This window comes from Phyllobacterium sp. 1468 (assembly GCF_031455525.1).
In the GTDB taxonomy this organism is placed as follows: domain Bacteria; phylum Pseudomonadota; class Alphaproteobacteria; order Rhizobiales; family Rhizobiaceae; genus Phyllobacterium.
In genome coordinates this window covers 186,522-209,817 of record NZ_JAVDSX010000008.1, presented here as the reverse complement: position 1 = coordinate 209,817, position 23,296 = coordinate 186,522, and the positions used below count along the sequence as shown (strand labels likewise).

Annotated in this window: 25 protein-coding genes; 7 read left to right on the top strand and 18 right to left on the bottom strand. The window is 56.8% G+C overall.

The features are described 5' to 3' along the window. Positions 1-242 precede the first annotated feature (242 nt). The 3 genes from J2X72_RS20450 (at position 243) to J2X72_RS20440 (ending at position 1,443) form a co-directional block, all read left to right on the top strand. Positions 243-584 (top strand): hypothetical protein, encoded by a 342-nt coding sequence (locus J2X72_RS20450; RefSeq protein ID WP_310074983.1) that lies wholly within the window; start codon positions 243-245, stop codon positions 582-584. A gap of 82 nt (positions 585-666) precedes the next feature. Next, positions 667-942 (top strand): hypothetical protein, encoded by a 276-nt coding sequence (locus J2X72_RS20445; protein ID WP_310074980.1) that lies wholly within the window; start codon positions 667-669, stop codon positions 940-942. Positions 943-1,053: 111 nt separating this feature from the next. Next, positions 1,054-1,443 (top strand): DoxX family protein, encoded by a 390-nt coding sequence (locus J2X72_RS20440; protein ID WP_310074978.1) that lies wholly within the window; start codon positions 1,054-1,056, stop codon positions 1,441-1,443. Here the strand turns inward: J2X72_RS20440 and J2X72_RS20435 are convergent. The 14 genes from J2X72_RS20435 to J2X72_RS20370 all read right to left on the bottom strand — a co-directional run bounded on the left by J2X72_RS20435 (position 1,440) and on the right by J2X72_RS20370 (position 13,335). Next, entirely contained in the window at positions 1,440-2,216 is a 777-nt protein-coding gene (locus tag J2X72_RS20435; RefSeq protein ID WP_310074976.1) for an amino acid ABC transporter ATP-binding protein, read from the bottom strand. The two genes, J2X72_RS20440 and J2X72_RS20435, sit on opposite strands and share 4 nt — an antisense overlap. Before the next feature lie 10 nt (positions 2,217-2,226). Continuing rightward, positions 2,227-2,889, bottom strand: a complete 663-nt coding sequence (locus J2X72_RS20430) for an amino acid ABC transporter permease (protein WP_210003580.1) — start codon at positions 2,887-2,889, stop codon at positions 2,227-2,229. 4 nt (positions 2,890-2,893) lie between these two features. Next, positions 2,894-3,556 (bottom strand): amino acid ABC transporter permease, encoded by a 663-nt coding sequence (locus tag J2X72_RS20425; protein ID WP_310074974.1) that lies wholly within the window; start codon positions 3,554-3,556, stop codon positions 2,894-2,896. A gap of 68 nt (positions 3,557-3,624) precedes the next feature. Next, a complete protein-coding gene (locus J2X72_RS20420; protein ID WP_405044747.1) occupies positions 3,625-4,470 on the bottom strand; it encodes a transporter substrate-binding domain-containing protein in 846 nt (281 codons plus the stop codon). 209 nt (positions 4,471-4,679) lie between these two features. Further along, complete coding sequence (locus tag J2X72_RS20415; RefSeq protein WP_210003577.1) at positions 4,680-5,183, bottom strand: ferritin-like domain-containing protein; 504 nt, start codon at positions 5,181-5,183, stop codon at positions 4,680-4,682. Positions 5,184-5,307: 124 nt separating this feature from the next. Next, positions 5,308-6,180 (bottom strand): SMP-30/gluconolactonase/LRE family protein, encoded by an 873-nt coding sequence (locus tag J2X72_RS20410; protein WP_310074970.1) that lies wholly within the window; start codon positions 6,178-6,180, stop codon positions 5,308-5,310. Positions 6,181-6,182: 2 nt separating this feature from the next. After that, positions 6,183-6,824, bottom strand: coding sequence for a 2-dehydro-3-deoxy-6-phosphogalactonate aldolase (locus J2X72_RS20405; RefSeq protein WP_310074968.1), 642 nt, complete (start codon positions 6,822-6,824; stop codon positions 6,183-6,185). Between the two features lie 5 nt (positions 6,825-6,829). Next, positions 6,830-7,747 (bottom strand): 2-dehydro-3-deoxygalactonokinase, encoded by a 918-nt coding sequence (locus J2X72_RS20400; protein ID WP_310074965.1) that lies wholly within the window; start codon positions 7,745-7,747, stop codon positions 6,830-6,832. After that, on the bottom strand, positions 7,744-8,511 hold the full coding sequence (locus tag J2X72_RS20395) for an SDR family NAD(P)-dependent oxidoreductase (RefSeq protein ID WP_210003573.1): 768 nt from the start codon (positions 8,509-8,511) through the stop codon (positions 7,744-7,746). The genes J2X72_RS20400 and J2X72_RS20395 overlap by 4 nt, the downstream gene beginning before the upstream one ends. Positions 8,512-8,749: 238 nt before the next feature. After that, positions 8,750-9,376, bottom strand: coding sequence for a nucleoside triphosphate hydrolase (locus tag J2X72_RS20390; protein ID WP_310074961.1), 627 nt, complete (start codon positions 9,374-9,376; stop codon positions 8,750-8,752). Between the two features lie 100 nt (positions 9,377-9,476). Then, entirely contained in the window at positions 9,477-10,166 is a 690-nt protein-coding gene (locus J2X72_RS20385; RefSeq protein ID WP_310074959.1) for a D-lyxose/D-mannose family sugar isomerase, read from the bottom strand. Between the two features lie 26 nt (positions 10,167-10,192). Further along, entirely contained in the window at positions 10,193-10,972 is a 780-nt protein-coding gene (locus tag J2X72_RS20380; RefSeq protein ID WP_210003570.1) for an ATP-binding cassette domain-containing protein, read from the bottom strand. After that, positions 10,972-12,051: an ABC transporter permease gene (locus J2X72_RS20375; RefSeq protein WP_310074956.1), complete on the bottom strand. Its 1,080-nt coding sequence runs from the start codon at positions 12,049-12,051 to the stop codon at positions 10,972-10,974. The genes J2X72_RS20380 and J2X72_RS20375 overlap by 1 nt, the downstream gene beginning before the upstream one ends. 267 nt (positions 12,052-12,318) lie before the next feature. Continuing rightward, a complete protein-coding gene (locus tag J2X72_RS20370; RefSeq protein WP_183663250.1) occupies positions 12,319-13,335 on the bottom strand; it encodes a sugar ABC transporter substrate-binding protein in 1,017 nt (338 codons plus the stop codon). 314 nt (positions 13,336-13,649) lie between these two features. On the opposite strand from J2X72_RS20370, the gene J2X72_RS20365 reads away from it, so the two are divergent. Genes J2X72_RS20365 through J2X72_RS20355 form a run of 3 tightly spaced genes read left to right on the top strand, consistent with a single transcriptional unit; the run spans position 13,650 to position 16,177 of the window. After that, positions 13,650-14,798: an ROK family transcriptional regulator gene (locus J2X72_RS20365; protein WP_310075001.1), complete on the top strand. Its 1,149-nt coding sequence runs from the start codon at positions 13,650-13,652 to the stop codon at positions 14,796-14,798. Continuing rightward, the gene (locus tag J2X72_RS20360; RefSeq protein ID WP_210003568.1) at positions 14,799-15,239 is read left to right on the top strand and encodes an RbsD/FucU domain-containing protein; all 441 of its coding nucleotides are present in this window, start codon (positions 14,799-14,801) and stop codon (positions 15,237-15,239) included. Between the two features lie 2 nt (positions 15,240-15,241). Then, entirely contained in the window at positions 15,242-16,177 is a 936-nt protein-coding gene (locus tag J2X72_RS20355) for a carbohydrate kinase (RefSeq protein WP_310074954.1), read from the top strand. 1 nt (position 16,178) lies between these two features. Here the strand turns inward: J2X72_RS20355 and J2X72_RS20350 are convergent, their stop codons facing one another. From J2X72_RS20350 to J2X72_RS20335, 4 genes are all read right to left on the bottom strand, one after another. Next, positions 16,179-17,780, bottom strand: a complete 1,602-nt coding sequence (locus tag J2X72_RS20350) for an ABC transporter ATP-binding protein (protein WP_310074952.1) — start codon at positions 17,778-17,780, stop codon at positions 16,179-16,181. A gap of 1 nt (position 17,781) precedes the next feature. Continuing rightward, positions 17,782-18,921, bottom strand: a complete 1,140-nt coding sequence (locus J2X72_RS20345; RefSeq protein WP_210003565.1) for an ABC transporter permease subunit — start codon at positions 18,919-18,921, stop codon at positions 17,782-17,784. Beyond that, the gene (oppB, locus tag J2X72_RS20340; protein ID WP_310074950.1) at positions 18,914-19,837 is read right to left on the bottom strand and encodes an oligopeptide ABC transporter permease OppB; all 924 of its coding nucleotides are present in this window, start codon (positions 19,835-19,837) and stop codon (positions 18,914-18,916) included. The genes J2X72_RS20345 and oppB overlap by 8 nt, the downstream gene beginning before the upstream one ends. Positions 19,838-20,061: 224 nt before the next feature. Continuing rightward, entirely contained in the window at positions 20,062-21,660 is a 1,599-nt protein-coding gene (locus J2X72_RS20335) for a peptide ABC transporter substrate-binding protein (protein ID WP_210003564.1), read from the bottom strand. A 379-nt stretch (positions 21,661-22,039) separates the two neighbouring features. Between J2X72_RS20335 and J2X72_RS20330 the strand changes: the two genes are divergently transcribed. Beyond that, the gene (locus tag J2X72_RS20330) at positions 22,040-23,293 is read left to right on the top strand and encodes a TIGR02281 family clan AA aspartic protease (RefSeq protein ID WP_310074947.1); all 1,254 of its coding nucleotides are present in this window, start codon (positions 22,040-22,042) and stop codon (positions 23,291-23,293) included. The last annotated feature ends 3 nt before the right edge of the window (positions 23,294-23,296 follow it).

Below are 23,296 nucleotides of genomic sequence, written 5' to 3'. Positions count from 1 at the left end.
ATTCATATTCAACTGACGGAAACGACAGGGCATTGCATCCTCCTGAAAACAAAGAGGGTTTAGTATCTGTTGCAGTTGAAAATAGAATGTGCCCCGTTTTACATGTGTCTGAGGCATAAGAATGGTTATGGAACCTAGTTCTCGAAGGAAGGCCAGATCTTGGTTCCGTAGTCATCGATAAGACCAAGCATGGTTGATTGTCACACAAAAGGATGGATAGTCTCCAGAATGGAGAGCCGAAAATGAATCTCAATGATGACGATGAACACCTGATCGAGACGCTTTTCCGCAATGGCACGATTACCGTCGTTGGTGTGGTGCTTTCGTTTTCCCTGGGCTTCCTTACGCAGTGGGCCAGCAATCCAATACCGTGGAGACTTACCGACCTGCCGACGCTGGTCGTCATAGCTATAGGCATCGTCTTTCAGTTGCGCTCCCTGGCGCTACTTTTGCAAACGTCGTCATTGAAAAAAGTCGTCTACGACAAGGCAAGCCGGCTGTTTCTGCATGGCGTGATGATCACCGGGGCCGGCGTTTTTCTGGCGATCCTCATTGACACGTTCCGCTTGCTGACAGTGCATTAACCGACACTTGCGATTGAAGGTTTGCGCCACTTGATTTGCAACCAGCCGCCTGTTGTGTTGCCGGCTATCAAGGAGACCTTCAATGCGATTAGAGACTGACTTTCCCGATCACCGAAACGGCCGATTTTTACGCGAACCGCCGCCATCCCATTGGCCCCGGAACGTGAGACAATTATCGCTGAAAGGCAGTGCCTTGTTCGGCATCAATGAAGAAACCGGCAATCTCTATTGGGATGGCAAGCTGATCCAGACATCCAATCGGCTCGGCAATTTTGAGCGGGGCCTTGGCTTGGTCCTGACCACAGCGATCGTTGTGATGGCCATAATTGATGCAGCCGGGTTCTTTTTCGGCCACTAATTGCCCCAGGCCAAGGAAGGAACCTCTTTGCATCTTTGTTTCGAATAGAATGGGCATTTTCGGTGTTATTGGCACACACCCCATCGTGAAGTGTTGTTACCGGAGGATAGTATGGAAGGTTTTCAGGCCCCCGTCGCGCTGCTGGCCAGGCTGTTTCTTGCTTATATCTTTGTCATGGAAGGCTGGGGCAAGATTGCCGAGTATGCCGGTACAGCAGCCTATATGGAGGCCAACGGCGTCTCAGCCAAGCTGTTGTCCCTCGTCATTCTAACCGAACTCGGTGGCGGGATTCTCGTCGCTGCCGGTTTCATGACCCGCTATGCTGCTGTCGCGCTTGCAGGGTTCTGTTTGCTGACGGCTCTTCTGTTCCACACCGACTTCGGAAATCTCGAACAATTGATCAACTTTAACAAGAACATCGCCATTGCCGGGGGGTTCTTGGCTTTGTTGGCGTTTGGACCGGGTGCGTGGTCCGTCGATGCATGGATGAAACGACGCTAGCGCTCTCCGAAGCTCGATGTCTTCAGAAATTCGGAAAGGCGTTCGCTCTTCGGCTTGTGGAACATTTCGCGCGGATTTCCCTCTTCACCGATGCGCCCCTGGTTCATGAAGATGACGCGGTTGGAGACCTCGTAAGCAAACCGCATCTCGTGGGTCACCAGCAGCATGCTCATGCCGTCCTGAGCCAGCGACTTGATGACCTGCAAGACCTCATTCACAAGCTCGGGGTCGAGCGCTGATGTCACTTCGTCGAACAGCATCAGTCTGGGGTTCATGGCGATGGCACGCGCGATTGCCACGCGCTGCTGTTGACCACCAGAAAGCTGGCCGGGGAAATGATCGGCACGGGAGCGCAGACCGACGCGATCAAGCCATTTCTCGGCAATGGATCGTGCTTCGTCCTTGCTCATCTTCTTCACCTTCATCAGCCCGAGCATAACGTTGCGAGCGGCGCTCATATGCGGGAAGAGGTTGAATTGCTGAAAGGCCATGCCGGTCAATGCCCGCTGTCGCGCGATCTCTTTTTCGCTCTTACGGCGGCGTTGGCCGCCAACCGCCTCGTAGCCGATCTCCTCACCGTCGATGCTGATCGTGCCGCCCTGAAATTCTTCCAGCATGTTGATACACCGCAACATGGTAGTCTTGCCGGAGCCGCTGGAGCCGATGATGCTGATGACGTCGCCCTGCGCCATAGTGCAATCAACGCCTTTAAGGACCTCGACATCGCCGTAGCTTTTATGCAGATCGCGGATTTCTAGAAGATGGTTTGGCATCGTTGTCGCCTCAGGAAGGAATAGCGGTCTTGCGTTCGACATAACGGCCGAAACGCTCAATGGCATAATTGATGATGAAATAAAGAAAGCCGGCGAAGAAATAGAATTCGAGGCTGAGAAACGATCGCGAGATAATTTCCTGCGTACGCAGCAGCAACTCGGCAACGCCGATAATGGAGAGCAACGTCGATGCCTTGACCATTTCTGCGGCCGTATTCACCCACGCAGGCAGAATCTGGCGCAGCGCCTGCGGCCCGAGCACATAAGCAAAGGTTTGCGGGAACGTCAGGCCGATCGCCTTGGCGGCTTCCGTCTGGCCCTTTGGAATGGCCTGAAGCGCTCCTCGGACTATCTCTCCGACATGGGAACTGCAGAACACAGCAAGGGCCAATACGCCAGCCTGAAACGGGCTCAGATCAAGACCGATCGTGCTGAGCACATAATAGCTTGCCAGCACGAGAACCAGAACCGGCGTACCCCGAATGAAATCCGTATAGCCACGCACGATCCAGCGTAGCGGCCGGATGCCATAGGTCAGAGCAAGGCCGACAAATATTCCAAGCAATGTTCCAAAGCAGATCGCCAGCAGGGAAATCGAAATGGTGAAACCAAGACCCTTGAGGATCGGTGTGCGGGCCAGCCAGAGAATATCGAGAAAATGAGCAATATCCATCACATCACCTCGGCACTGACAGGCGCCGCTCGAGGGCACGCATCAGCGCGGCGAGGATCGAGCAGGTTATCACGTAGAGGCAGCTGGCAACGATCCAGGTCTCTATGACACGAAAGGTCTCGACATTGATCTTGCGCGCCTCGAACGTCAGCTCCGGGACCGCGATCGCCGCTGCGAGCGACGTATCCTTGAACAGCGAGATGATTGTACTGCTCAGCGACGGCAAGACATTGCGGAACATCAGCGGCGCGATGATCGAGGTCCGAATCTGGATCTCCGTAAGGCCGATGGCGAGCCCCGCTTCTCGCAGCCCAACAGGAATCGACAGCAGACCTGCTCGAAAAACCTCTGCAAGATATGCGCCGGAATATAGTGCGAGCGTGAAGATGAAGCTTTCGATCTTGCCCAGCCGGAAACCCAGTTGTGGCAGCGCGAAATAGGTGAAGAGAACAAGCACGAGGATCGGCGTGTTGCGGATGATCGTGACGTAAATTCCGGCTGGACGCCGCGCAAAGCCGTTCTTCGATATCAGACAGAATGCCGTGAATAAGCCAATCGCGGCGCCAATCAGGATTGCACCTAAGGCCAGGGCGAGGCTAAGCGCCAGCCCTTCGAGCAGAAGATCGAAGCTCCGCCACACTGCAGCAAAATTCAGCGTATAACCCATAATGTTCCTGTTATCCGGAACGAGAAGGAAACGGCTCCGGATATTTCCGAAGCCGCAGCGTGATCGCGTTACTTGAATTCGACCGGAAAGCCGATTTGCGGAGGCGTCAGATCCTTGCCGAACCAGGTTTTGAACGATTTCGCATAGAAGTCGAACTCAACACCGGTCATTGCTTCGTGCAGCGCAGTGTTGACGAAGTTCAGCCAATCCTGGTCGCCACGCTTGACGCCGCAGGCATAGGTTTGCGGATTCCAGCCGTAGCCGGCATCCTTGTAGCGGCCCTGGTTCTGGGTCATGTACCATGCGAGCGACGACTGATCCGTTGCAGCCGCGTCTGCCCGACCGGACTCAAGCGCCTGGTAGATAAGGTCGACGGATTCGTACTGGTCGACCTTGGCTTCCGGCAGAGCTGCATGAACCATGCTTTCAGCGTAGACATTCTGCAGAACGGAGATCGTGACCGCCGAGCCGGCGGCTTTCAGCGCGGCATAATCGGCATATTTGCTGTCGGCCTTGAGCATGAGACCGACACCTTCCCGGTAGTAGGGAATGGTGAAAGCGATCTGCTGTGCCCGTTCGCCTGTCACTGTCATGAACTGGCAGGTAATATCGACCTTGTCCGTTGTGATGTTCGGAATACGCGCGTCAGAAGATTGATTGACGAATTCGATCTTCTCAGGGTCATTAAACAGAGCTTTAGCGATGATATGACCCATATCGACGTCAAACCCCTGAAGCTTGTCGTCTACGCTTTTGAAGTGCCATGGCGCATTGGTGCTGCCAGTGCCGAGAACCAGATGACCTCGGGCCAGAACTTCATCCAGTTTGCTTTTGGTTTCCTGTGCGAACGCCGTAAGAGAAGGCAGCATCGCGAATGCAGCTACAGCTGCCGCAACACGCAGTCGGTTGGTCATCTTCGTTCCCCTATTCGTCTAGCGAATGTTTTCATTGTTATCCATTATTATGGAATATAGTACCTAATAATGGATCGCCAATTGAATGACAGCGGCCTCGACTTGTCAAGGGTCCTTGAACGATAGAAAATTCGACCGTTATATTTACACGACGTGGGAAAAAAGCCCGCATCAGCGGCTGATGCGGGCTTTTGCAGATTGGCGCTGGATCAGGCCGCTGCGGCGTTGACGCGGCTTTCAGCCATAGCTGTCAAAGCCTTGTCCGTATTCATTTCTTCCTGAAGATTCTGCTGGAGCAGTGCTGCACAATCGTTACGGCCGAGCTGCTTTGCCCAAGCGACTAGAGTGCCATAGCGCGTGATCTCGTAATGCTCGACCGCCTGCCCGGCGGCGATGAGCGCAGCGTCCAGAACCTGATCGTCATCGACTTCGCCCGAAACATCATCGGCTTCTTCAAGAATACCGTCGATCGCTGGGCAATTGACACCAGCAACGTCTACTCCATGTAGTTTGAACACTTGTTCCAGACGATCGATCTGGGTCTCGGTCTCCTGAAGGTGTTTCTCGAAACCATTCTTCAGTTCCTGATCGGAGGCCTTGTCGATCATCTCAGGTAGAGCTTTCACGATCTGGTTTTCAGCATAGTAAATGTCACGCAGTGTATGGACGAAGAGATCGTCCATCGTCTTGATATCCTTGGAAAAAAATCCCATGTCGTCCTCCTGTTCGGCCATGACTACCACTCGGCAGCTTTGTAGCTTCCGCAAAAAGTAGCTCGCTCACTTGGTTTACAGGGGAGTAACGACGGGCCGGAGGAATAGTTCCTTGCCCGATAAACTACAGCCGTACGGGTGGATCGAACCGGCCTTTACCGGCAACTTCCACCAAATAGGTCTTTCCCGCGTCGGGGTCATTTTGATGCATGGCGTCGCTCATTTCGTGATAGGCCGTCGTCACAATGAGGTTCGCGCGTTCTTCACTGATAAACGCGGGGCAGGATGGCTGGCGGACCGGCATTTCGATCGAACGGAGGCGCTTTCCCGCCGGCGAAATGACGTTGACGCAGGAACCTCCCCAGCAAGCGTTCCACAAATTTCCTTCCGCATCGACCACGGACCCATCTACGCCGCCCTTTTCCCTGTGCTGATAGAACAATGCGGGTTCGCCTGTAGGGCGGCCTGTCTCGGGATCGGTATCGACGCGCCAAATAGTGTTCTTTCCGGTATCCGCAAAATAGGAAATGCGACCATCCGGAGAAAAGCAGATCGAATTGGGTATCGATATATCACTGAATAACTTGCGCAATTCGCCCTGGCGATACCAATAGATCGATCCCGCTCCTTTCTGCGTCTTTCCCATCGTGCTGACCCAAAATGCTCCAGAGGGATGAACGCGCGCGTCGTTGGATCGGGTGGCGGGATTATCTGCCTCGATCGGCTGATGCATTGTTGAATGCCCGGTCTGCCGGTCGCGGACGAAGAGGCCGGTTTCGGTAGCAATCAGCTGTCGATTTGCATCGATGACAGCAAGGGCGCTCGCCATTTGCCCAAGAACATGAACCTTGGCCGTACCGCCGGCCAAAGGCTTCTCGAACAGACGGCCGGTGACAATATCGAACCACCAAACGGTCTTCGTCAGCGGATCGTAGCCAGGCCCTTCGCCGAGCTGGACGGGCTCATCGTGAAATAGACGGATCTTCGGTTGCTGCACAATCACCACCCGGCAAAGACGTGATCATAGGCCTCGACCGTCGCCTTCGCGCGATCCCGGACGAATGACGACGTGGCACCGATCTTGTAAAGGCTCGACCCCAAGCCAAATGTGCGAACACCGACCGCCTTATAGGCAGCAAACGTTGTCTCATCGACACCGCCCACGGCACCGATTACCGTCCCCTTCGGCAAAATGGCGCTGATCGCTTTGATTCCGTCGGGTCCGAGTACGCTCGCGGGGAAGAACTTGAGACCGGATGCCCCGGCTTTCATTGCAGCGAGTGCTTCGGTTGGCGTGAAGACGCCGGGCATAGTCACCATCCCTGCTTTGCCTGCCGCAGCGAGCACTTCCGGGTCGACATTGGGACTTATCATCAACCGCCCGCCAGCCGCATCGAGCCGCGCGACATCGGCCGGATCAAGCACGGTACCCGCGCCGATCAGAACGTGCCTCGGCAGTTTTTTCGCAAGCAATTCAATAGATTGGAATGGCACCGGTGAGTTCAGCGGAACTTCGATAACGTCGATGCCGGCCGCGACCAGTTCCTCGCCAATGGCGAGAACCTCATCGAGTTTGACGCCGCGCAGGATTGCAATGAGATCGCGCTTCAGCTTGGGCCAAGGAGCAGAGATTTGAGACATATGAACTATCCTTTGGCCGGCCAAATGCTGGAGGCGGCTACGAAGAGGCCTTTCCTCACGGCATCGTCGGCGTCGACGCGATCGAAATCGAGATCGGCAATATGAAGCGCCTTGCCGTAAAGCGCCGCCATCGCACCGGAAGCCACGAGTGTTATCCTGCTTCCAGATTTTCCTCTTGCGCCGGCAATTTCCGCGCCGATGAGCAAACCAGACAGACGCGATGCAGCACCGTCCGGGGATAGATTATCGAGCAGCATGGCGGCACGAATACCGAAGAGTTCGCCAAGCATGCGCTCCCCTGAAAGCATCAGCTTAACGGCAGCCTCGAATTGTGGATGGTCCGGCGAAGCGGATGTCGCGGCATCGCCAATGGAATGGCGCAAGATAGATTGCGAAGCGAGCAGCGCGTAGAGTTCGCCCGTAAGATAGGTGGAGAAGCTCTTCGCTTTCCCTTCTTCCAATATGACCCACTTGGAGTGCGTCCCCGGCATCGCAATGATTCCATTGGATAAATCGCGATCGAGGATCGCGCCGAGCAGTTGCGTTTCCTCTCCGCGCATGACATTGGGGGAAGACCCGGATTGCGACAGTCCGGGAATGATGTGTACATCGCGCGCGATACTTTCGATCTTCACAGCACCGGAAAGGATGACCTTAAGATCGGCCGGAACCGGGACGTAATTAGCCTCTACCCACCCCTGCCGCGATCCGGCCATTCCGCAGATGATGACGGGCAGATCCGCGGGCGCACCAAGCGCTGACAAATGGCCTTCCAGCGTCTCCGTAAATCCACGAGCACGGGATGTATCGAGGCCGTCATCGGAGCGTTTCTCAGCTAGAACATGCCCGTTGCCGTCGACAAGCCAAAGGCGAAAACGGCTTGTTCCCCAATCACTTAGCGCGTAGCAGACTGGATTGCTCACAGGTAACCGCCATCGACAATCAGCGTCTGGGCGCTGAGCATGCGGGCAGCGTCTGAGGCCAGGAAAAGACATGGTCCGACCATATCGCCGGGCAGGATTTCCTCGCGCAGAACCTGCTTGTTGAGATGGACCCGGAGGCCTTCCTCCGTGACCCAGTGAGAGCGCTGGCGTTCAGTCATCACCCAGCCCGGTGCGATGGCATTGACGCGGATTTTTTCCGGTCCAAGCCGCCCGGCCAATCCCTTGGTAAGACCGATGATTCCGGCCTTTGCCGCCGTGTAGGCGGGCAGATTGCCCTGGTTGATCATGAAGGAGGTCGAGGTGAAATTGATGATCGAACCGCCACCCGATTGACGCATGCCGGGCACGACCGCCTGCGCCGCGAAAAACTGCGGACGCAAATTAATCGACTGGTTCCTGTCCCAATATTCGACGGTCACATCGTCGATATCGTGCCGGTCATCCCAAGCCGCGTTATTGACGAGAACTGTAATTGGTCCATTGTTATCAATGGCTTGCGCAATCGCGTTCCGCAGGGCTTCGATGTTGGAAAGGTCCGCTTTGAGGTAAAGAGGGCGGTTGCCGTACTGTTTGTCGAGGGAATCGACGAGGGCCTGCGAGGCTTCTTCGGCGATGTCGATAAAGGCAACACGCGAGCCTTGGGCAATGAAGCCTTCGGTGAGCGCGGCACCGATGCCCGACCCTCCCCCGGTAATGAGTACCGAACGGTCTTTCAGATCCGGAAATATGGCAGAGGGCATCATGGCAGGAAACTCACACGGAAAGTTCCACTCTTGGAACGGCATTGGCAGGGCAGGATTGTCATCTTGCAAGGGTGAAAGTCAAGGGACCAAAAATGCTACCAGGCGCAACCAAATTTCCCGCACAGGTGGAAAAATCTGCACCAGAATCGCACATTCTTGCACCATTTTCGGGACTTCTTGTGCAGGAATCGTCGAAGTTCGTGCGATGAACGTTTTGGTTTTCGCTCTCTATCCCAAATCAGTTTTTGACGGTGTAATCCGCCGCTCTCGACTCCTCCAGCACCAGTTCGGCATTTGGCATGTCATTGGACAAGGCACGCGCCTGCGCCGAGCCGACATTATGGCCGTGGGCGAGCCAGCGCTGGACCAGCCGGTTTTCCAGTTCGAGTCGGTCGACGTCGAGGAAGATCGTCACGTCGAAGAGTGACGCCAGCCGGTCCCACGGCGGCTGGTTGAGAAGCAGATAGTTGCCTTCGACGAGGAGGATGCGCCGATCCGCCTTGACGATGGCTGCCCCTGCCCTCGCCAGATCGAGCTTGCGGTCGAACAGCGGTATGACGACGTCTTCGCTTGTCTCACGCAGCCGCCTCAACAGCACCTCGAAACCGGCAACGTCGAAGGTAGGCGGTGAGCCTTTGCGCTTGCGCAGGTCCGCCGCGTCGAGAATGGCATTGTCGAGATGAAACCCGTCCATCGGCACGACAATCGCTGCGTCCACTTCCTGCAAGTTGATGGCCGCACAAAGCGAGGCGGACGCGGTGGATTTGCCAGATCCAGGAGGACCGGCAATCGCCACGATCAAGCGAGGAATACCTGCCGCCCGGGCAAGTATCTCCGGAACCAGATCCTCGAGGGTAGTCAGCATGGTGGTTGTGTGCTCATTGGGATATTGGATACTGCAGGATGTATCTCTCCTACAAGCGGAGAGATACATCGGCGTCAGCCGTCAGCGCATACAGGAATGGTCACGCCAGCCATTTGTCGTAGTCGGAGACAAGCAAATGCAGCGGTGCTTCATCCTCGTCGATCGAGGAGAAACGGCCGATCGGTTCGCGGAAGATATTGTCGGTGAGATCATCATTGACAGTGGAGACTTCGCCGATCAGCACGTCGCCGCCCTCGCCCCAGAACGCGTGCCAGTTGCCCGGCAGAAGCGTGACGCTCTCGCCCGGCTGCAGCTTCAACAGCCCACCGGCCTTCTGCCTGACGATGCGCCCGTCGGTGGCCACTTCCACGTCGGTCTTTTCATCGACACTGCCATCGGGATTGGAGTTGAACAGCTCGAGCACCAGCGTGCCGCCACCGCGGTTGATGATGTCTTCCGCCTTGACGATATGGCGGTGCATAGGCGACAGCTGCTTCTCGCGACTGATCATGATCTTCTCGGCGTACAGCATGCCGCCGCCCTTTTTCAGGTCTTCCTGATTGCCATTGCGCGTGGTGAAGAGGAAAAGCCCTAGGTCATCGAACTTGCCCTGGCCGTAATCGGTGATGTCCCAGCCGAGCCGAGCCTGCAGGATGGCTTTCGAATCGGTCGCGGTGCGGGCTTTCAGCTCTTTCGGAGACCAGTAGGCGAAGGGCGGCATGACATAACCGAACGAGCGAATGAACTTGTCGCTTTCACGGATGATTTCGTTGACTTCGGAACGCTTCATTTCTCAATTTTTTCCTTTGTATGACTTTATGCAATCGAATGTGCCGGCGGTGTCTTGGCGCCGGTCATGAAGGCGACAGCATCCGACATCGTATATTCCTTGGGATCGATCACGGTGAGGCGCTTTCCAAGGCGATGGATGTGGATTCGATCGGCCACCTCGAAGACGTGTGGCATATTGTGAGAGATGAGCACAATCGGCAATCCACGTTTTTTGACGTCCTGGATGAGTTCGAGGACCCGGCGGGATTCCTTGACCCCGAGCGCCGCCGTCGGTTCGTCCATGATAACGACCTTGGAGCCAAAGGCGGCGGCACGCGCCACTGCCACGCCCTGCCGCTGACCGCCGGAGAGCGTCTCCACCGCCTGGCTGATGTTCTGGATGGTCATCAGGCCGAGCTCGGTGAGCTTGTCCCGCGCCTTCTTTTCCATCGCCTTGCGGTCGAGCATCCTGAACCAGCCGCCCATCACACCTGGCTTGCGGATTTCGCGGCCAAGAAACATGTTGTCGGCAATCGACAGCGCCGGCGAGAGTGCCAGGTTTTGATAGACCGTTTCGATCCCGGCGTCGCGTGCTTCCATGGGCGAGCGGAAATGGATGGGCTTGCCCTCCAGCGTCATCTCGCCCTCATCCGGACGTACTGCGCCGGAAATCGCCTTGATGAGCGATGATTTGCCGGCACCGTTATCGCCGATCACGGCCAAGACTTCGCCCGGGTAGAGGTCGAAATCAGCGTGATCGAGTGCGGTGACGCGGCCGTAGCGCTTGACCAGTCCGCGTGCGGTAAGAATGGGTTCTCTTGACATCAGCCTGCTACCTTTCTGATCCACTGGTCGATAGCCACAGCCAGGATGATCAATACACCGATGATGAGATACGTCCATTGAACGTCGGTACCGTACATGCGCATCCCGAATGAGAAGACACCGACGATCAAGGCGCCGAACAGCATGCCCAGGATAGAGCCGCGGCCGCCGAAGAGCGACATGCCGCCGATCACGACAGCGGTGATGGATTCGATGTTGGCGAACTGGCCGATCTGCGGTGAAACCGAGCCATTGCGTCCGATCGAAACCCAGCCTGCCAGCGCACAGATGAGACCGGCGAGCACGTAGACGGCAATGAGCACGCGCTTGGTGCTGACGCCGGAAAGCTTTGCCGCCTCCGGATCATCGCCGATGGCGTAGACATGGCGGCCCCAGGCGGTGTGGTTGAGCACATACCAGAGTATGGCAATCAGCAGGATCATGATGAAGACGCCGTAGGTGAAGGTGGCGCCGCCTATGGGCACCTTTTCACCAAAGAATTGCAGGAGCTTGGCGTTCGCCTCGATATCCTGGGCACGGATCGTCTCGTTTGCTGAATAGATATAGGTCGTCGCCAGATAGATCTGCCAGGTGCCGAGCGTGACGATGAAGGGTGGCAGCTTGAGATAGGCGATGAGGACGCCATTGATCAAGCCGCACAGGGCACCCAGCGCGATCCCGCACAGGATGGCCAGCTCGACCGGCATGCCATAGCGGAAGGTGAACTGGCCCATGATGACCGATGTCAGCACCATGATGGCGCCAACCGAAAGGTCGATACCTGCGGTCAGCACGACCAGGGTTTGCGCAGCGCCGACAATGCCGACGATGGCCACCTGCTGCAGGATAAGCGACAGCGCAAACGGGGTGAAAAAGCGCGAACCCACGATGACGGCAAAAATCACCAGCGACAGCACCAGAACGATGAGGGGAACGGAAGCCGGGCTGGAATGAAGAAAATGCCGGATCCTCTCGAGAAGGCTTTTCTCATGGGTGTCGAAACTGGCGACAGCGGTTTCCCGTGCCACCGCGGTTTCGAATTCTTGAGGCGTTCGAGGCGTTTGCGGTGTGTCTGTCATAATGTGGCCTCCTGTAAATATTCATAGCAGTCCGACAAGGACATTTAAACGGTGGAGTTCTTATGCGCGAGGATGCCGAATATCCCCTTGCGGGAGGAGAAAGCGATTTCAGCATCTTTGGCCTTGGCCAAGTGCTGGCAATCGCGAGAGAGGGGATAGTGCTGGTGTATTGCAAATCCCCTCACCTCGATCTTCCATGAATTCAGCAACGCGGCCAAACTCAAGAAAAATCCTTTCTCGCCCACAAGGGGAGAAATAGGCGCTAAATCAGCCCCAGCACTTGCTCGTGCCGGTCTTGACGTCGATGGATTCCAGGCCCTGAACAGGCTTGTCGGTGACGAGCGAAACGCCCGTGTCGAAGAAGTTCTTGCCTTCGGTCGGCTTCGGCTTTTCGCCGCTGTCGGCGAACTTCTTGATCGCTTCAATGCCGAGCGACGCCATCAGCAATGGATACTGCTGCGATGTCGCGCCGATCACGCCGGCCTCCACGTTCTTCACGCCTGGGCAGCCGCCGTCGACGGAAACGATGAGGACGTCCTTTTCTTTGCCGAAGGCCTTCAAGGCTTCATAGGCACCGGCAGCTGCAGGCTCGTTGATCGTATGAACGACATTGATGCCGGGATCTTTCTGCAAAAGGTTTTCCATAGCCTTGCGGCCGCCCTCTTCATTGCCGTTGGTCACGTCATGGCCGACGATGCGCGGATCCTTTTCGTCGCCGATCTTGTTGATATCGACGACATCGATGCCGAAGCCCTTCATGAAGCCCTGGTCGCGCAGGACGTCGACGGTTGGCTGCGACGGGGTCAGATCAAGGAAAGCGATCTTGGCGTCCTTCGCCTTGTCGCCAAGTGTCCCGGCAGCCCATTTGCCGATCAGCTCGCCGGCGAGGAGATTGTCCGTGGCGAAGGTGGCATCGGCTGCATCCGCCGGATCAAGCGGCGTGTCGAGGGCGATGACGAGGAGGCCCGCATCGCGAGCCTGCTTGACCGAGGAGACGATACCGGCCGTATCGGAAGCGGTGATCAGAATACCCTTGGCGCCGTCTGCGATGCAGGTTTCGATGGCTGCTACCTGGCTTTCGCTGTCGCCGTCGATCTTGCCGGCATAGGTCTTCAGATCAACGCCGAGTTCCTTCGACTTGGCGAGCGCGCCCTCTTTCATCTTGACGAAGAACGGGTTGGTATCGGTCTTGGTGATGAGGCATGCGCCCACACCCGCGGCTTGGGCCGGAGCGGCAAAGGCAGCAATGGCCACAGCGGCGGCACTAAAGATTGTCGATTTCAGATAAATGCTTCTACGCATGTCACTTCCTCCCAAAAATCGCGCGGCAGCGCGACGGGCCGACACTCGTCGCGCCCTTGTTCCTCGTAAACACCTCAGACAGTCCTCCGGCCAAGTGTTGACGCGTAGCAAATACCACTCGTCGCGACGTGTCAACATTAATAAATCACTCTGATTTAATATTGACAGGATTGCCCGTTATCGCCATTGTCCGCCATATTCATGGGAGGACCAGGTCCTTGAGTATACGAGTATCGGAGCGTTCCGGCACGGGAGGACCCAGGCTGACGCTTCATCACGGTACCAATCAAAGCGGCATGCGCGATCACAATGAGCGTGTGGTGCTTTCGCTTTTGCGCCAGCATGGCAGCCTGGCAAAGACGGCTATCGCCCGGATGACCGGACTTTCGGCGCAGACGAGCTCGATCATCATGCGCATGCTTGAAGCTGACGAGCTCCTGTCGCGAGAGGAGCCCCTGCGCGGACGCATCGGCCAGCCATTGATCCCCATGTCGCTCAATCCGGAAGGCGCATTCTTCTTTGGGCTGAAGATCGGACGCCGCAGTGCCGACCTGGTGCTGATCGACTTTCTCGGCCGCATCCGTTCCATGCTGCACATGCCTTATGATTATCCAACGCCGGAGCCGATCTTCAGCTTCGCTGCCGCGGGCATGACGCAGATGATGGAGGCACTGACGCCAAAGCAGCGCGGACGGGTCGCAGGAATTGGCATTGCCGCGCCATTCGAATTGTGGAAGTGGGCCGATACGGTGGGCGCGCCGCAGGCGGTGATGGACGAATGGCGCGAGTGCGATATTCGCAAGAAGGTTGCGGCGCTTTGTTCGTTCCCCGTTTATCTGCAGAACGACATGACTGCTGCCTGCGGGGCCGAACTTGTGTTCGGTCGGACCAAGGATGTCAATGATTTCGTCTATTTCTATATCGGTTCGTTTATCGGCGGGGGCATCGTTATCAACGGCGGCCTTTATGCGGGCCGCAGTGGCAACGCCGGTGCGCTGGGCTCGATGCCGGTGCCTGGACCGGACGGTACTGCGCGCCAGCTGATTGACATCGCGTCGATCACCGCGCTGGAGCGGGATGTTACCGGGCTCGGCCGGGACCCCTCGCCGCTGTGGGCTTCACCCGAAGACTGGGGCGAGATGGGCGAGGAGCTTGACGCATGGATCGAGCGCGCGGGCAAAGCGATCGCTCAGGCCGTTATCGCGTCGTCCTCGGTGGTGGACTTCGAGGCGGCCATAATCGATGGTTGGATGCCAGCAAGCGTACGGGCGCGGATTGTCGGCGCAGTGCGCAGACATGTCGAGACATTCGATCTGGAAGGCATTCAATTGCCGGCGATCTTCGAGGGAACCGTCGGTATTCATGCAAGAGCGCTCGGCGCTGCCAGTCTGCCGCTGTCAGACCGGTATCTGCTGGGACAAAAGCTGTTCAGGAAGGGCAGTTAGGTGCTGATCGGCATTCCGCCCATGCTTGGCCCTGAGCTTCTGGCAACGCTGCGCGCCATGGGACACGGCGACGAAATCGCGTTGGTCGATGGGAACTATCCGGCGCTCGAGCATGCGCGGCGGCTGATCCGCGCCGATGGCTTGCCGCTGATCCCGTTGCTCGATGCGATATTACAAGTGCTGCCGGTCGACGACTTCGTGACCGAGGCGCTGTTTCGCGCGTCGGTGAAGGGCGAAGCGCCGCTGGCGGATCCGGTCCACCTTGAAATGGAAGCGGTATGCACCCGGCGCGTGCCGGGCTTTGCGCTGGTTGCGCTCGATGGTGATACGTTTTATGCGCGTGTGAAAAACGCCCACACCATCGTTGCGACCGGCGAGCCACGACTTTATGCCAATATCATCATCCGCAAGGGTGTCATTTATCCAGGAAAAGAGATTTAGAAATGATTTTATGTTGCGGAGAAGCGCTGATCGACATGCTGCAGCGGAAGAGCGAGGCCGGAGAACCGGCCTTTGCGCCGTATGTCGGCGGCGCCGTGTTCAATACGGCAATCGCGCTGGGACGCCTTGGCGTTCCGACCGAATTTTTCTCGGGAATTTCCTCGGACTTCTTTGGCCAGATGCTGCTGGATAGCCTGACCGCCAATCATGTCGGCACACACTACGCGCATATTTCGCAGCAGCCCACTACGCTTGCCTTCGTGCGCCTGACCGATGGCCAGGCGAGCTATATGTTCTATGACGAGAACAGTGCGGGGCGCTCGCTCGCGATCGAACACCTGCCGGCGCTCGGTGACAATGTCACCGCGCTGCAGTTCGGCGCAATCAGCCTGATCCCGGAGCCGAGCGGCTCAACCTACGAGGCGCTGATGGCGCGCGAGCATGAAAAGCGCGTGATCATTCTCGATCCGAACATTCGTCCGGGGTTTATCCCCGACAAGGAGAAGCACCTTGCCCGTATGCGGCGCATGATTGCCATGACCGATATCGTCAAGATTTCTGACGAGGACATGCGCTGGTTCGGCGAGAGCGGTACGATGGACGAGATTGCCCGCCGCTGGATCGTCCCGGCCGATCAGCAGGGACCGAAAGTGATCCTCGTCACCCATGGTGCGGACGGCGTGACCGGCTATACCGCCGATCTTACCGTGCACGTCGCGGCGCAGCGTGTACCGGTCGTGGATACGGTCGGCGCCGGCGATACCTTTACCGCGGGCGTCCTGACCTCGCTGCAGGAGGCCGGGGTGCTGGTGAAATCCGCCCTGACCACTCTGACCGAAACGCAGATCCGCGATGCATTGACGTTGGGTGTCAAGGCGGCGGCGGTGACAGTCTCGCGCGCTGGCGCCAACCCGCCGTGGCGCAACGAACTTGGATAGATCACTCGAGATCGAAAGCAGCCGCCATAAGCGTCTTGGTATAGGTGTTATGGGGAGTATCGAAGATATCCTCCGTTTCGCCTTCCTCGACGATCTTGCCGTTCTTCATCACGATCACGTAGTCCGACATCGCCTTGATGACCGCAAGATCGTGGCTGATGAAGATGTAGGAAAGCCCATGTTTTTCCTGCAGGTCGCGCAACAGCTCGATCACCTGTCCTTGCACCGATCGATCCAGCGCCGAGGTTGGCTCGTCAAGGATGACCACTTTGGGCTTCAAGATCATGGCCCGGGCGATGGCGATGCGCTGACGTTGACCGCCGGAAAACTCGTGCGGATAGCGGTTGCGCGCTGCCGGGTCGAGCCCGACCTCCCTTAGGGCCGCAATGGCGCGCTTGTCCCGTTCGGCGCGTGACAATTGCGGTTCGTGGATGAGCAAGCCTTCGGTGATGATCTCGCCGACGGTCTGCCGCGGCGACAAGGATCCATAGGGGTCCTGGAACACCAGCTGCAACTCCTTGCGCAGCGGCCGCATGGCCGAGCGGTCAAAATTCGAGATGTTCCTGTCGCCGAAATGATAGTGGCCGCTGCTCGGCAGAAGTCTGAGAAGCGCCCGCCCTAGCGTCGACTTGCCAGAGCCGGATTCGCCGACGATGCCGATGGTCTGTCCGCGTTTCAGCCGGACCGTAACGCCATCGACGGCCCGAAAAAGCTTGGTCGCCTTGGTAAAGAACCCACCGCCAATGGCGAAATCCACCGCCACATTGCGGCCCTCGAGGATGATCGGTGCGCTGTCCTCCGGCGGCTCCTTGGCACCGCTCGGCACGGCATCGATCAGCATCCTGGTATAGTCCTCCTTTGGATGCTCGAATATTTGCTCGATATCGCCGCGCTCCACGACTTCGCCGCGACGCATGACGACGACGCGATCGGCGAAATGTTTCACAATGCCGAGGTCATGGGTGATGAGCACGATCGCCATGCCAAAACGCTTCTGCAGTTCCCGCAGCAGATCGAGGATCTGAGCCTGGATGGTCACGTCGAGAGCTGTGGTGGGCTCGTCGGCGATGAGAAGGTCCGGCTCGTTGGCGAGCGCCATGGCGATCATGACGCGCTGGCGCTGGCCGCCGGACATTTCGTGGGGATAGGAATTGATGCGGCGCTCGGGATCGGGAATGCCGACGAGCTTCAGCAATTCAAGCACGCGCACCTTCGCCTGCTTGAAGCTCACCCCCTTGTGATGGACGATGGGCTCGGCGATCTGCCGCCCGATCGTATAAAGCGGATCGAGCGAGGTCATCGGCTCCTGAAAGATCATGGTGATCTTGGCACCGCGCACCTCATTGAGGCCTTTGAGCGGCAGACCGATCAGCTCCCGGCCGCGATATTTCGCCGAGCCGGTAACGCGGCCATTATTGGCCAACAGGCCCATGATACCCATCATGGTCTGGCTCTTGCCGGAACCGGATTCGCCCACGACCGCAAGCGTCTCACCGGGCTTTACGTCGAGATCAATGCCTTTGACGGCCTTGACGTCGCCGTCCGGCGTGGTGAAGTCGACCTTGAGGCCGCGTACGGACAATACATTGGCTTGCATATCCATCTCAGCGGTCCTTCGGGTCGAGTGCGTCGCGCAAGCCGTCGCCGATGAAATTCAGCGAGAAGAGCGTGACGACGAAGAAGATGGCGGGAAAAATTAGGTACCACGGCGAAGATTGCATCTTGTCGGCACCGGCCGAGATGAGTGCGCCCCAACTGGTGAGCGGCTCCTGGACGCCGAGCCCGAGAAAGGAGAGGAAGCTTTCGAGCAGGATCACCTTCGGCACCACCACCGTGACGAAGATGACGACCGGTCCAATCGTGTTCGGGATGATGTGGCGGCGAATGATCTGCCAGTCCGTCAAGCCCAGGGCCTGCGCCGCGCCGATGAATTCACGCCGCTTCAAGGCAAGTGTCTGACCACGTACGATGCGCGCCATGTCCAGCCATTCGACCGCGCCGATCACCAGAAAGATCAGAATGAAACTTCGGCCGAAAAACACCACCAGAACCACAACGAGGAAAACGAATGGCAGCGAATAGAGGATTTCTATGAGACGCATCATGACGTTGTCGACACGGCCGCCCAGGTAACCCGAAATAGCACCATAGATGACACCAATGAACAGCGATACGAGACTGGCAAGACAGCCGATCGTAAGGGAGATTTGTCCACCGAGCATGACGCGGGCCATCAGGTCACGGCCATTCTGATCGGTGCCAAAAAGAAAATATTCGCGCTTGACGTCACCAGTCAGCTTAAGGGTCTTGCCGTCCTCTTCGGTGGCGGTGACCTGTGTATTGTCGAATTCGTTGGCGCGGTCGAAATAGCGGGTCGAGCGCGGATCGATGGCCTTGTCCGCGTGGATCGTCGCGGTAAACGTATTGCCGTCCACGGCAAACTCGCGCAGCTCGACGCGGGCTCGATCGGCAACCCCCTTCATGACGTCGCCGAGCGTGTCCGCCCTGGGCAAGGCTTCCAGGCTTGGAGGAACGTTGACGTAGGAGGGAAACACCTCGTCATACTTATGACTGATGACGTAGGGTCCGAAGAACGAAAACAGGGTTATCAGCAAGAGCACGACGCAGCCGGCCATCGCTGCATAGTTGCGGCGGAAGCGGATAACCGCGAGCTGAAACAGACTGCGCCCTTTGGACTCTTCGGGCGGGATGATTGTGGTGGGGATACCGCTCAGATCAGTCATGGCGAACCCTCGGGTCAAGAAGGCCGTAGAGAATGTCGACCAGAAGATTGAAGACGATGACGAAGATCGCGACGAGAACGACGGTTCCCATGACGAGCGTGTAATCGCGATTGATGGCGCCCAGAACGAAATATCGACCGACGCCGGGAATGGTGAAAATCGATTCAACGACGGCAGAACCCGTCAACAGCGCCGCCGCACATGGGGCAAGATACGACACCACCGGAAGCAGCGCACCGCGCATGGCGTGGGTGATGACGACCACACGTGGCGGTAGTCCATAAGCGCGTGCGGTTCGGATGTGATCCGTGTGCAGCCCCTCGATCATCGAGCCGCGCGTCAACCTTGCAAAGACGGCGAGCTGCGGCAGGGCAAGCGCAATCATCGGCAGGATGAGGAAGCGCCATGAGCCGTCCCCCCAGCCACCGGCGGGCAGCAGCGACAGCAGGACAGCGAAAACCAGGGTGAGGACCGGACCGACAACGAAGTTCGGCACCGTAACGCCGACCGTTGCAATGGACATGATGAGGAAATCGAGAAAGCTGTTTTGCCGGAGGGCGGCTATCGTGCCGATGATCACGCCACCGAAAAGCGCCAGCAACAACGCATAGGAGCCGAGCGTGATCGAGTAAGGCAAACCCTTGCCGATCAGTTCGGCAATCGTGTTGTCCTTGTAGATGTAGCTCGGGCCGAAATCGCCGGTGACCGCATTCTTCAGATATTGCAGATACTGGTTCCACAGCGGCTGATCGAGATGGTAGGCCTTCATCAGGTTTTCCATCGTAGCCGGCGGCAGCGGCCGTTCCAGATTGAAGGGTCCTCCCGGTGCAAAACGCATGAGGAAGAAGGATAGCGTGACGACAATGAACAGTGTCGGCACTGCACTCACCAAACGGCGGAGGACAAAGTGGAACATCGAGTTTAACTCTTCCTGTCGACGTGCCGGTCAGGCACGCTCACACGATAATCCCCAGAGAACTGCGTTCCGTTGCAAAGTTCAAGAACTTCCATTCGCCCCTCTCATCACGAGAGGCGGCGGGAGCAAATTCCTGATCTGATTTGCTTGGTGGAAAGCGAAAACATGGGGCCTGAGCATATGAAATGCGCAATCCGGAGAGTCCGGATTGCGCATAGTCAGTCTTATTCCTTGATGCTCAGGTACTTGCTCAGATGTTCGTTGTTGCCGTTGTCGCCCCAGCCCTGAACCTTGTCAGCAACGAGCCAGAAATTGGCGTCGTTGACCAGCGGAGCAATTGGCTGGTCGCGCATGATCAAAGCCTCAGCTTCGTGCAGGATCTTCGAGCGCGCTGCGGGGTCGCGTTCCTCGTAGGACTTCTTCATCAGCGCATCGAATTCCGGATTTTCATAGTGTCCGTAATTGAAGGTCTTGTTGCTGCTGACATTGAGATTGAGGAAGTTTTCGGCATCGGCATAGTCGGCAGTCCAGCCGGCGCGCGCGACATTGAATTTTCCGCCTTCCTGCAGGTAGGCGTAGTGGGCGCTGATGTCGAGATTCATCAACGTTACATTGGCACCGAAGGTCTTCTTCCACATGTCGGCAACTGCGGTCGCTGCTTTCTGGTGGTTTGGATTGGTGTTGTAGCGGATCTCGATATTCAAAGGCTTGCCGCCTTCGCCATATCCGGCTTCTTTCATCAGCTCCACGGCTTTGTCTTCGCGATCAAGCTGGGACATGCTGGCAAAATCGGCTTTCGAGGGTTCGCCATAGTTTTCCAGACCCGGAGGAACGAGCGAATAAATCGGCATTTTCGAGTCGTTGAAGATATCATGCGAGAGGAAATCGCGATCGACCGACATGGAGAGTGCCTGACGAACACGCACATCGTTGAATGGCTCTGTGCGTGTGTCGAAGGGGTAGTAGTATGTTGCGAAGGCGGGCGTCACGTGAACCTGTTTCGGGTTTGCCTTGCGCAAGCGATCGATCTGGTCGGTGGAGAAGTTATAGACGAGATCGAGTTCGCCAGCTTCATAGCGGCGGACGGCTGCAGCCTGATCTTCCTGCGGGTAGAAAATGACCTTGTCGAGCTTGACGTTGGCGGCATCCCAGTAGTTTTCGTTCTTGACGACGGTCAGGTGATCGTTCGGCACGTGTTCGGTAAGCTTGAATGCGCCATTGCCGACAAGTTTGCCCGGCTTGACGAAATCAGCGCCGTTCTTTTCGAAGCTTGCCTTGTTGATCGGGAGCGCTGTCTGGTGCGACAGAAGTTCGATGAAGAAGGGGGTCGGCCGCTCCAGTGTGATCTCGAGCGTCTTGTCGTTGATGGCCTTCATGCCAAGCTGATCGACGGGAACTGTCCCCTTGTTGATCGCTTCGGCATTCTTGATGGGATAGAGAATGTTAGCATAGCCAGCTGCGGTCTTCGGATCTTCGACGCGGCGCATCGAGAAGATGAAGTCCTCGGCAACCACTGGCGATCCATCGGACCACTTGGCGTTATCGCGGATCTTGAAGGTATAGACCGTGCCGTCGTCCGAAACGGTCCAGCTTTCGGCTGCGCCCGGGACGATCTTGCCGTTCGCATCATAGACGGTCAGGCCTTCATAGAGGTCCTTGACGATGAAAGCTTCGATATCGATGGAAGTCTGCGACTGGTCGAGGGTCTGCGGCTCGCCGCTATTGCCACGATGGAGCACCATTTCGGCCAAGGCGGGGCTTGCGCCCAGCATCAGCGATCCGAGCAGCAATGCCGCACGGAGATTCAGTTTCATTAAGGTCATTTTTCTGTTCCTTCCCCTCTAAGAGAATTGCGAAGGCATGAACAAAGGCCAAAAAATGGCCGAACGCAAGCAGGGTCTAATGCTTTCGTAGTAATATTTTTTCGAAAGGGGGATTACGGTAACGTCAACGAATTGTTGCACCATATGGACCAAGGCGCCTTTTTCCGGCGTTTTTGGAGTAAAATGCGGCATTCTTGCCTCGTATGACAATCACATCGGAATTTGTGGAAAAACCCCGGATGATACACCCGATGGCTGGACGCAAGGAACGAAGATAGCATTTTCGGTAGCACCGTGCACCGGAGCGTCTTGGGCGTGGCGAGCAACACTGAAAATCAAGATTTCAGTAAAAAATATTGTATGGAGAACTATTACAATATTGCATTTCTTCGCCGGAATCAGTCTTCTGTCGTCTATTCGGATCGATGTGTCTGTTGAGTTCATATTGAAAGCGATTTACATGCTCAAGGCGGAATGGGAAGATAGAAACGGTGGCAGGTTGCCCCCATCGAAAATCTGGAAAGAATACTTAGTCATCATCTTGGTTGTTATAGTTGTCGCCGCAGCTGGCGCAGCAGTCTACCTGGGTTCCGATACTATCCTGGATAAGCTCGGACAGCTTGCTGGAACTAACCCTGACCCGGTATCTGAGACCTTTTACTCCCGCCTAGAGATAGAGCCATTGCCCAGTGCAGTTGTTAACCGCAATCCGATGGCCGGACATATTGCGGTCCTGCTTCGTGAGCCTTGTGATTGGAACGCGACCTACGAATTTGCAGGCGCCTTGCAGAAAGCGGGCTACCGGCGCGAGGCGGCGAAGGTATTCCAGGCTTATTCGGCTAAATGTCAGCCATCCGATGTTGCACTCTACCATGCGGCCGACATTCTCTATGGATTGAGTGACTTCCCAGCGGCCATCAAGGTAACGGACGATCTGCTCGCCTTATCACCGGACCTGCCGCAATTCCACTACCTGCGAGCGCAGATACTCCAAGGCACAAAGCGCTACAAGGAAGCGATTGACGCTTACGACTCAACGATTGGTTTGGCGGAAGATATCAATACGATCAACGGTGAGGTCTTTCGCCAGCTCTCAGCCAGCTATGCAGCTTTGGGTGACTATTGCGAAGCGATCACGCCTATCCAGACCTGGATGGCGCTCGATCCCGCCGCAAACGATACACAACGCACGCGGAAAATTCTCAAGGATTACAGCGCAAAAGGCAAATGCGAATTTTCTCATGCAACGGGAAGCGATCGCTTTCCAACGCAAGGGCAGAATGTGATCACGGCCAAGGTGATGATCAACGGCGTGCCGGGTATTTTCATTGTCGATACCGGTGCGAGCTTTGTCTCGTTGTCGAAGGAATTCGCCGAACGCGCGAAACTGCCGCTCTCCGGAGATTACTCTATCCGTATGCAGACGGCCAACGGCATAGCGACGGCCCAGAGAAGTTCGATTTCCAAGGTGCAGATCGGCCGGATTTCGGCGGAAGGTGTTGCTGCGGTGGTCATGGCCGCAGGTGAAGATGCCGGCGACGGCATTGACGGATTATTGGGACGTTCGTTCTTATCCCGTTTCGATGTGACCTTTGGTCAAAAAGAATGGCGCATCGAAAGTAAGAAACAGTAAGAA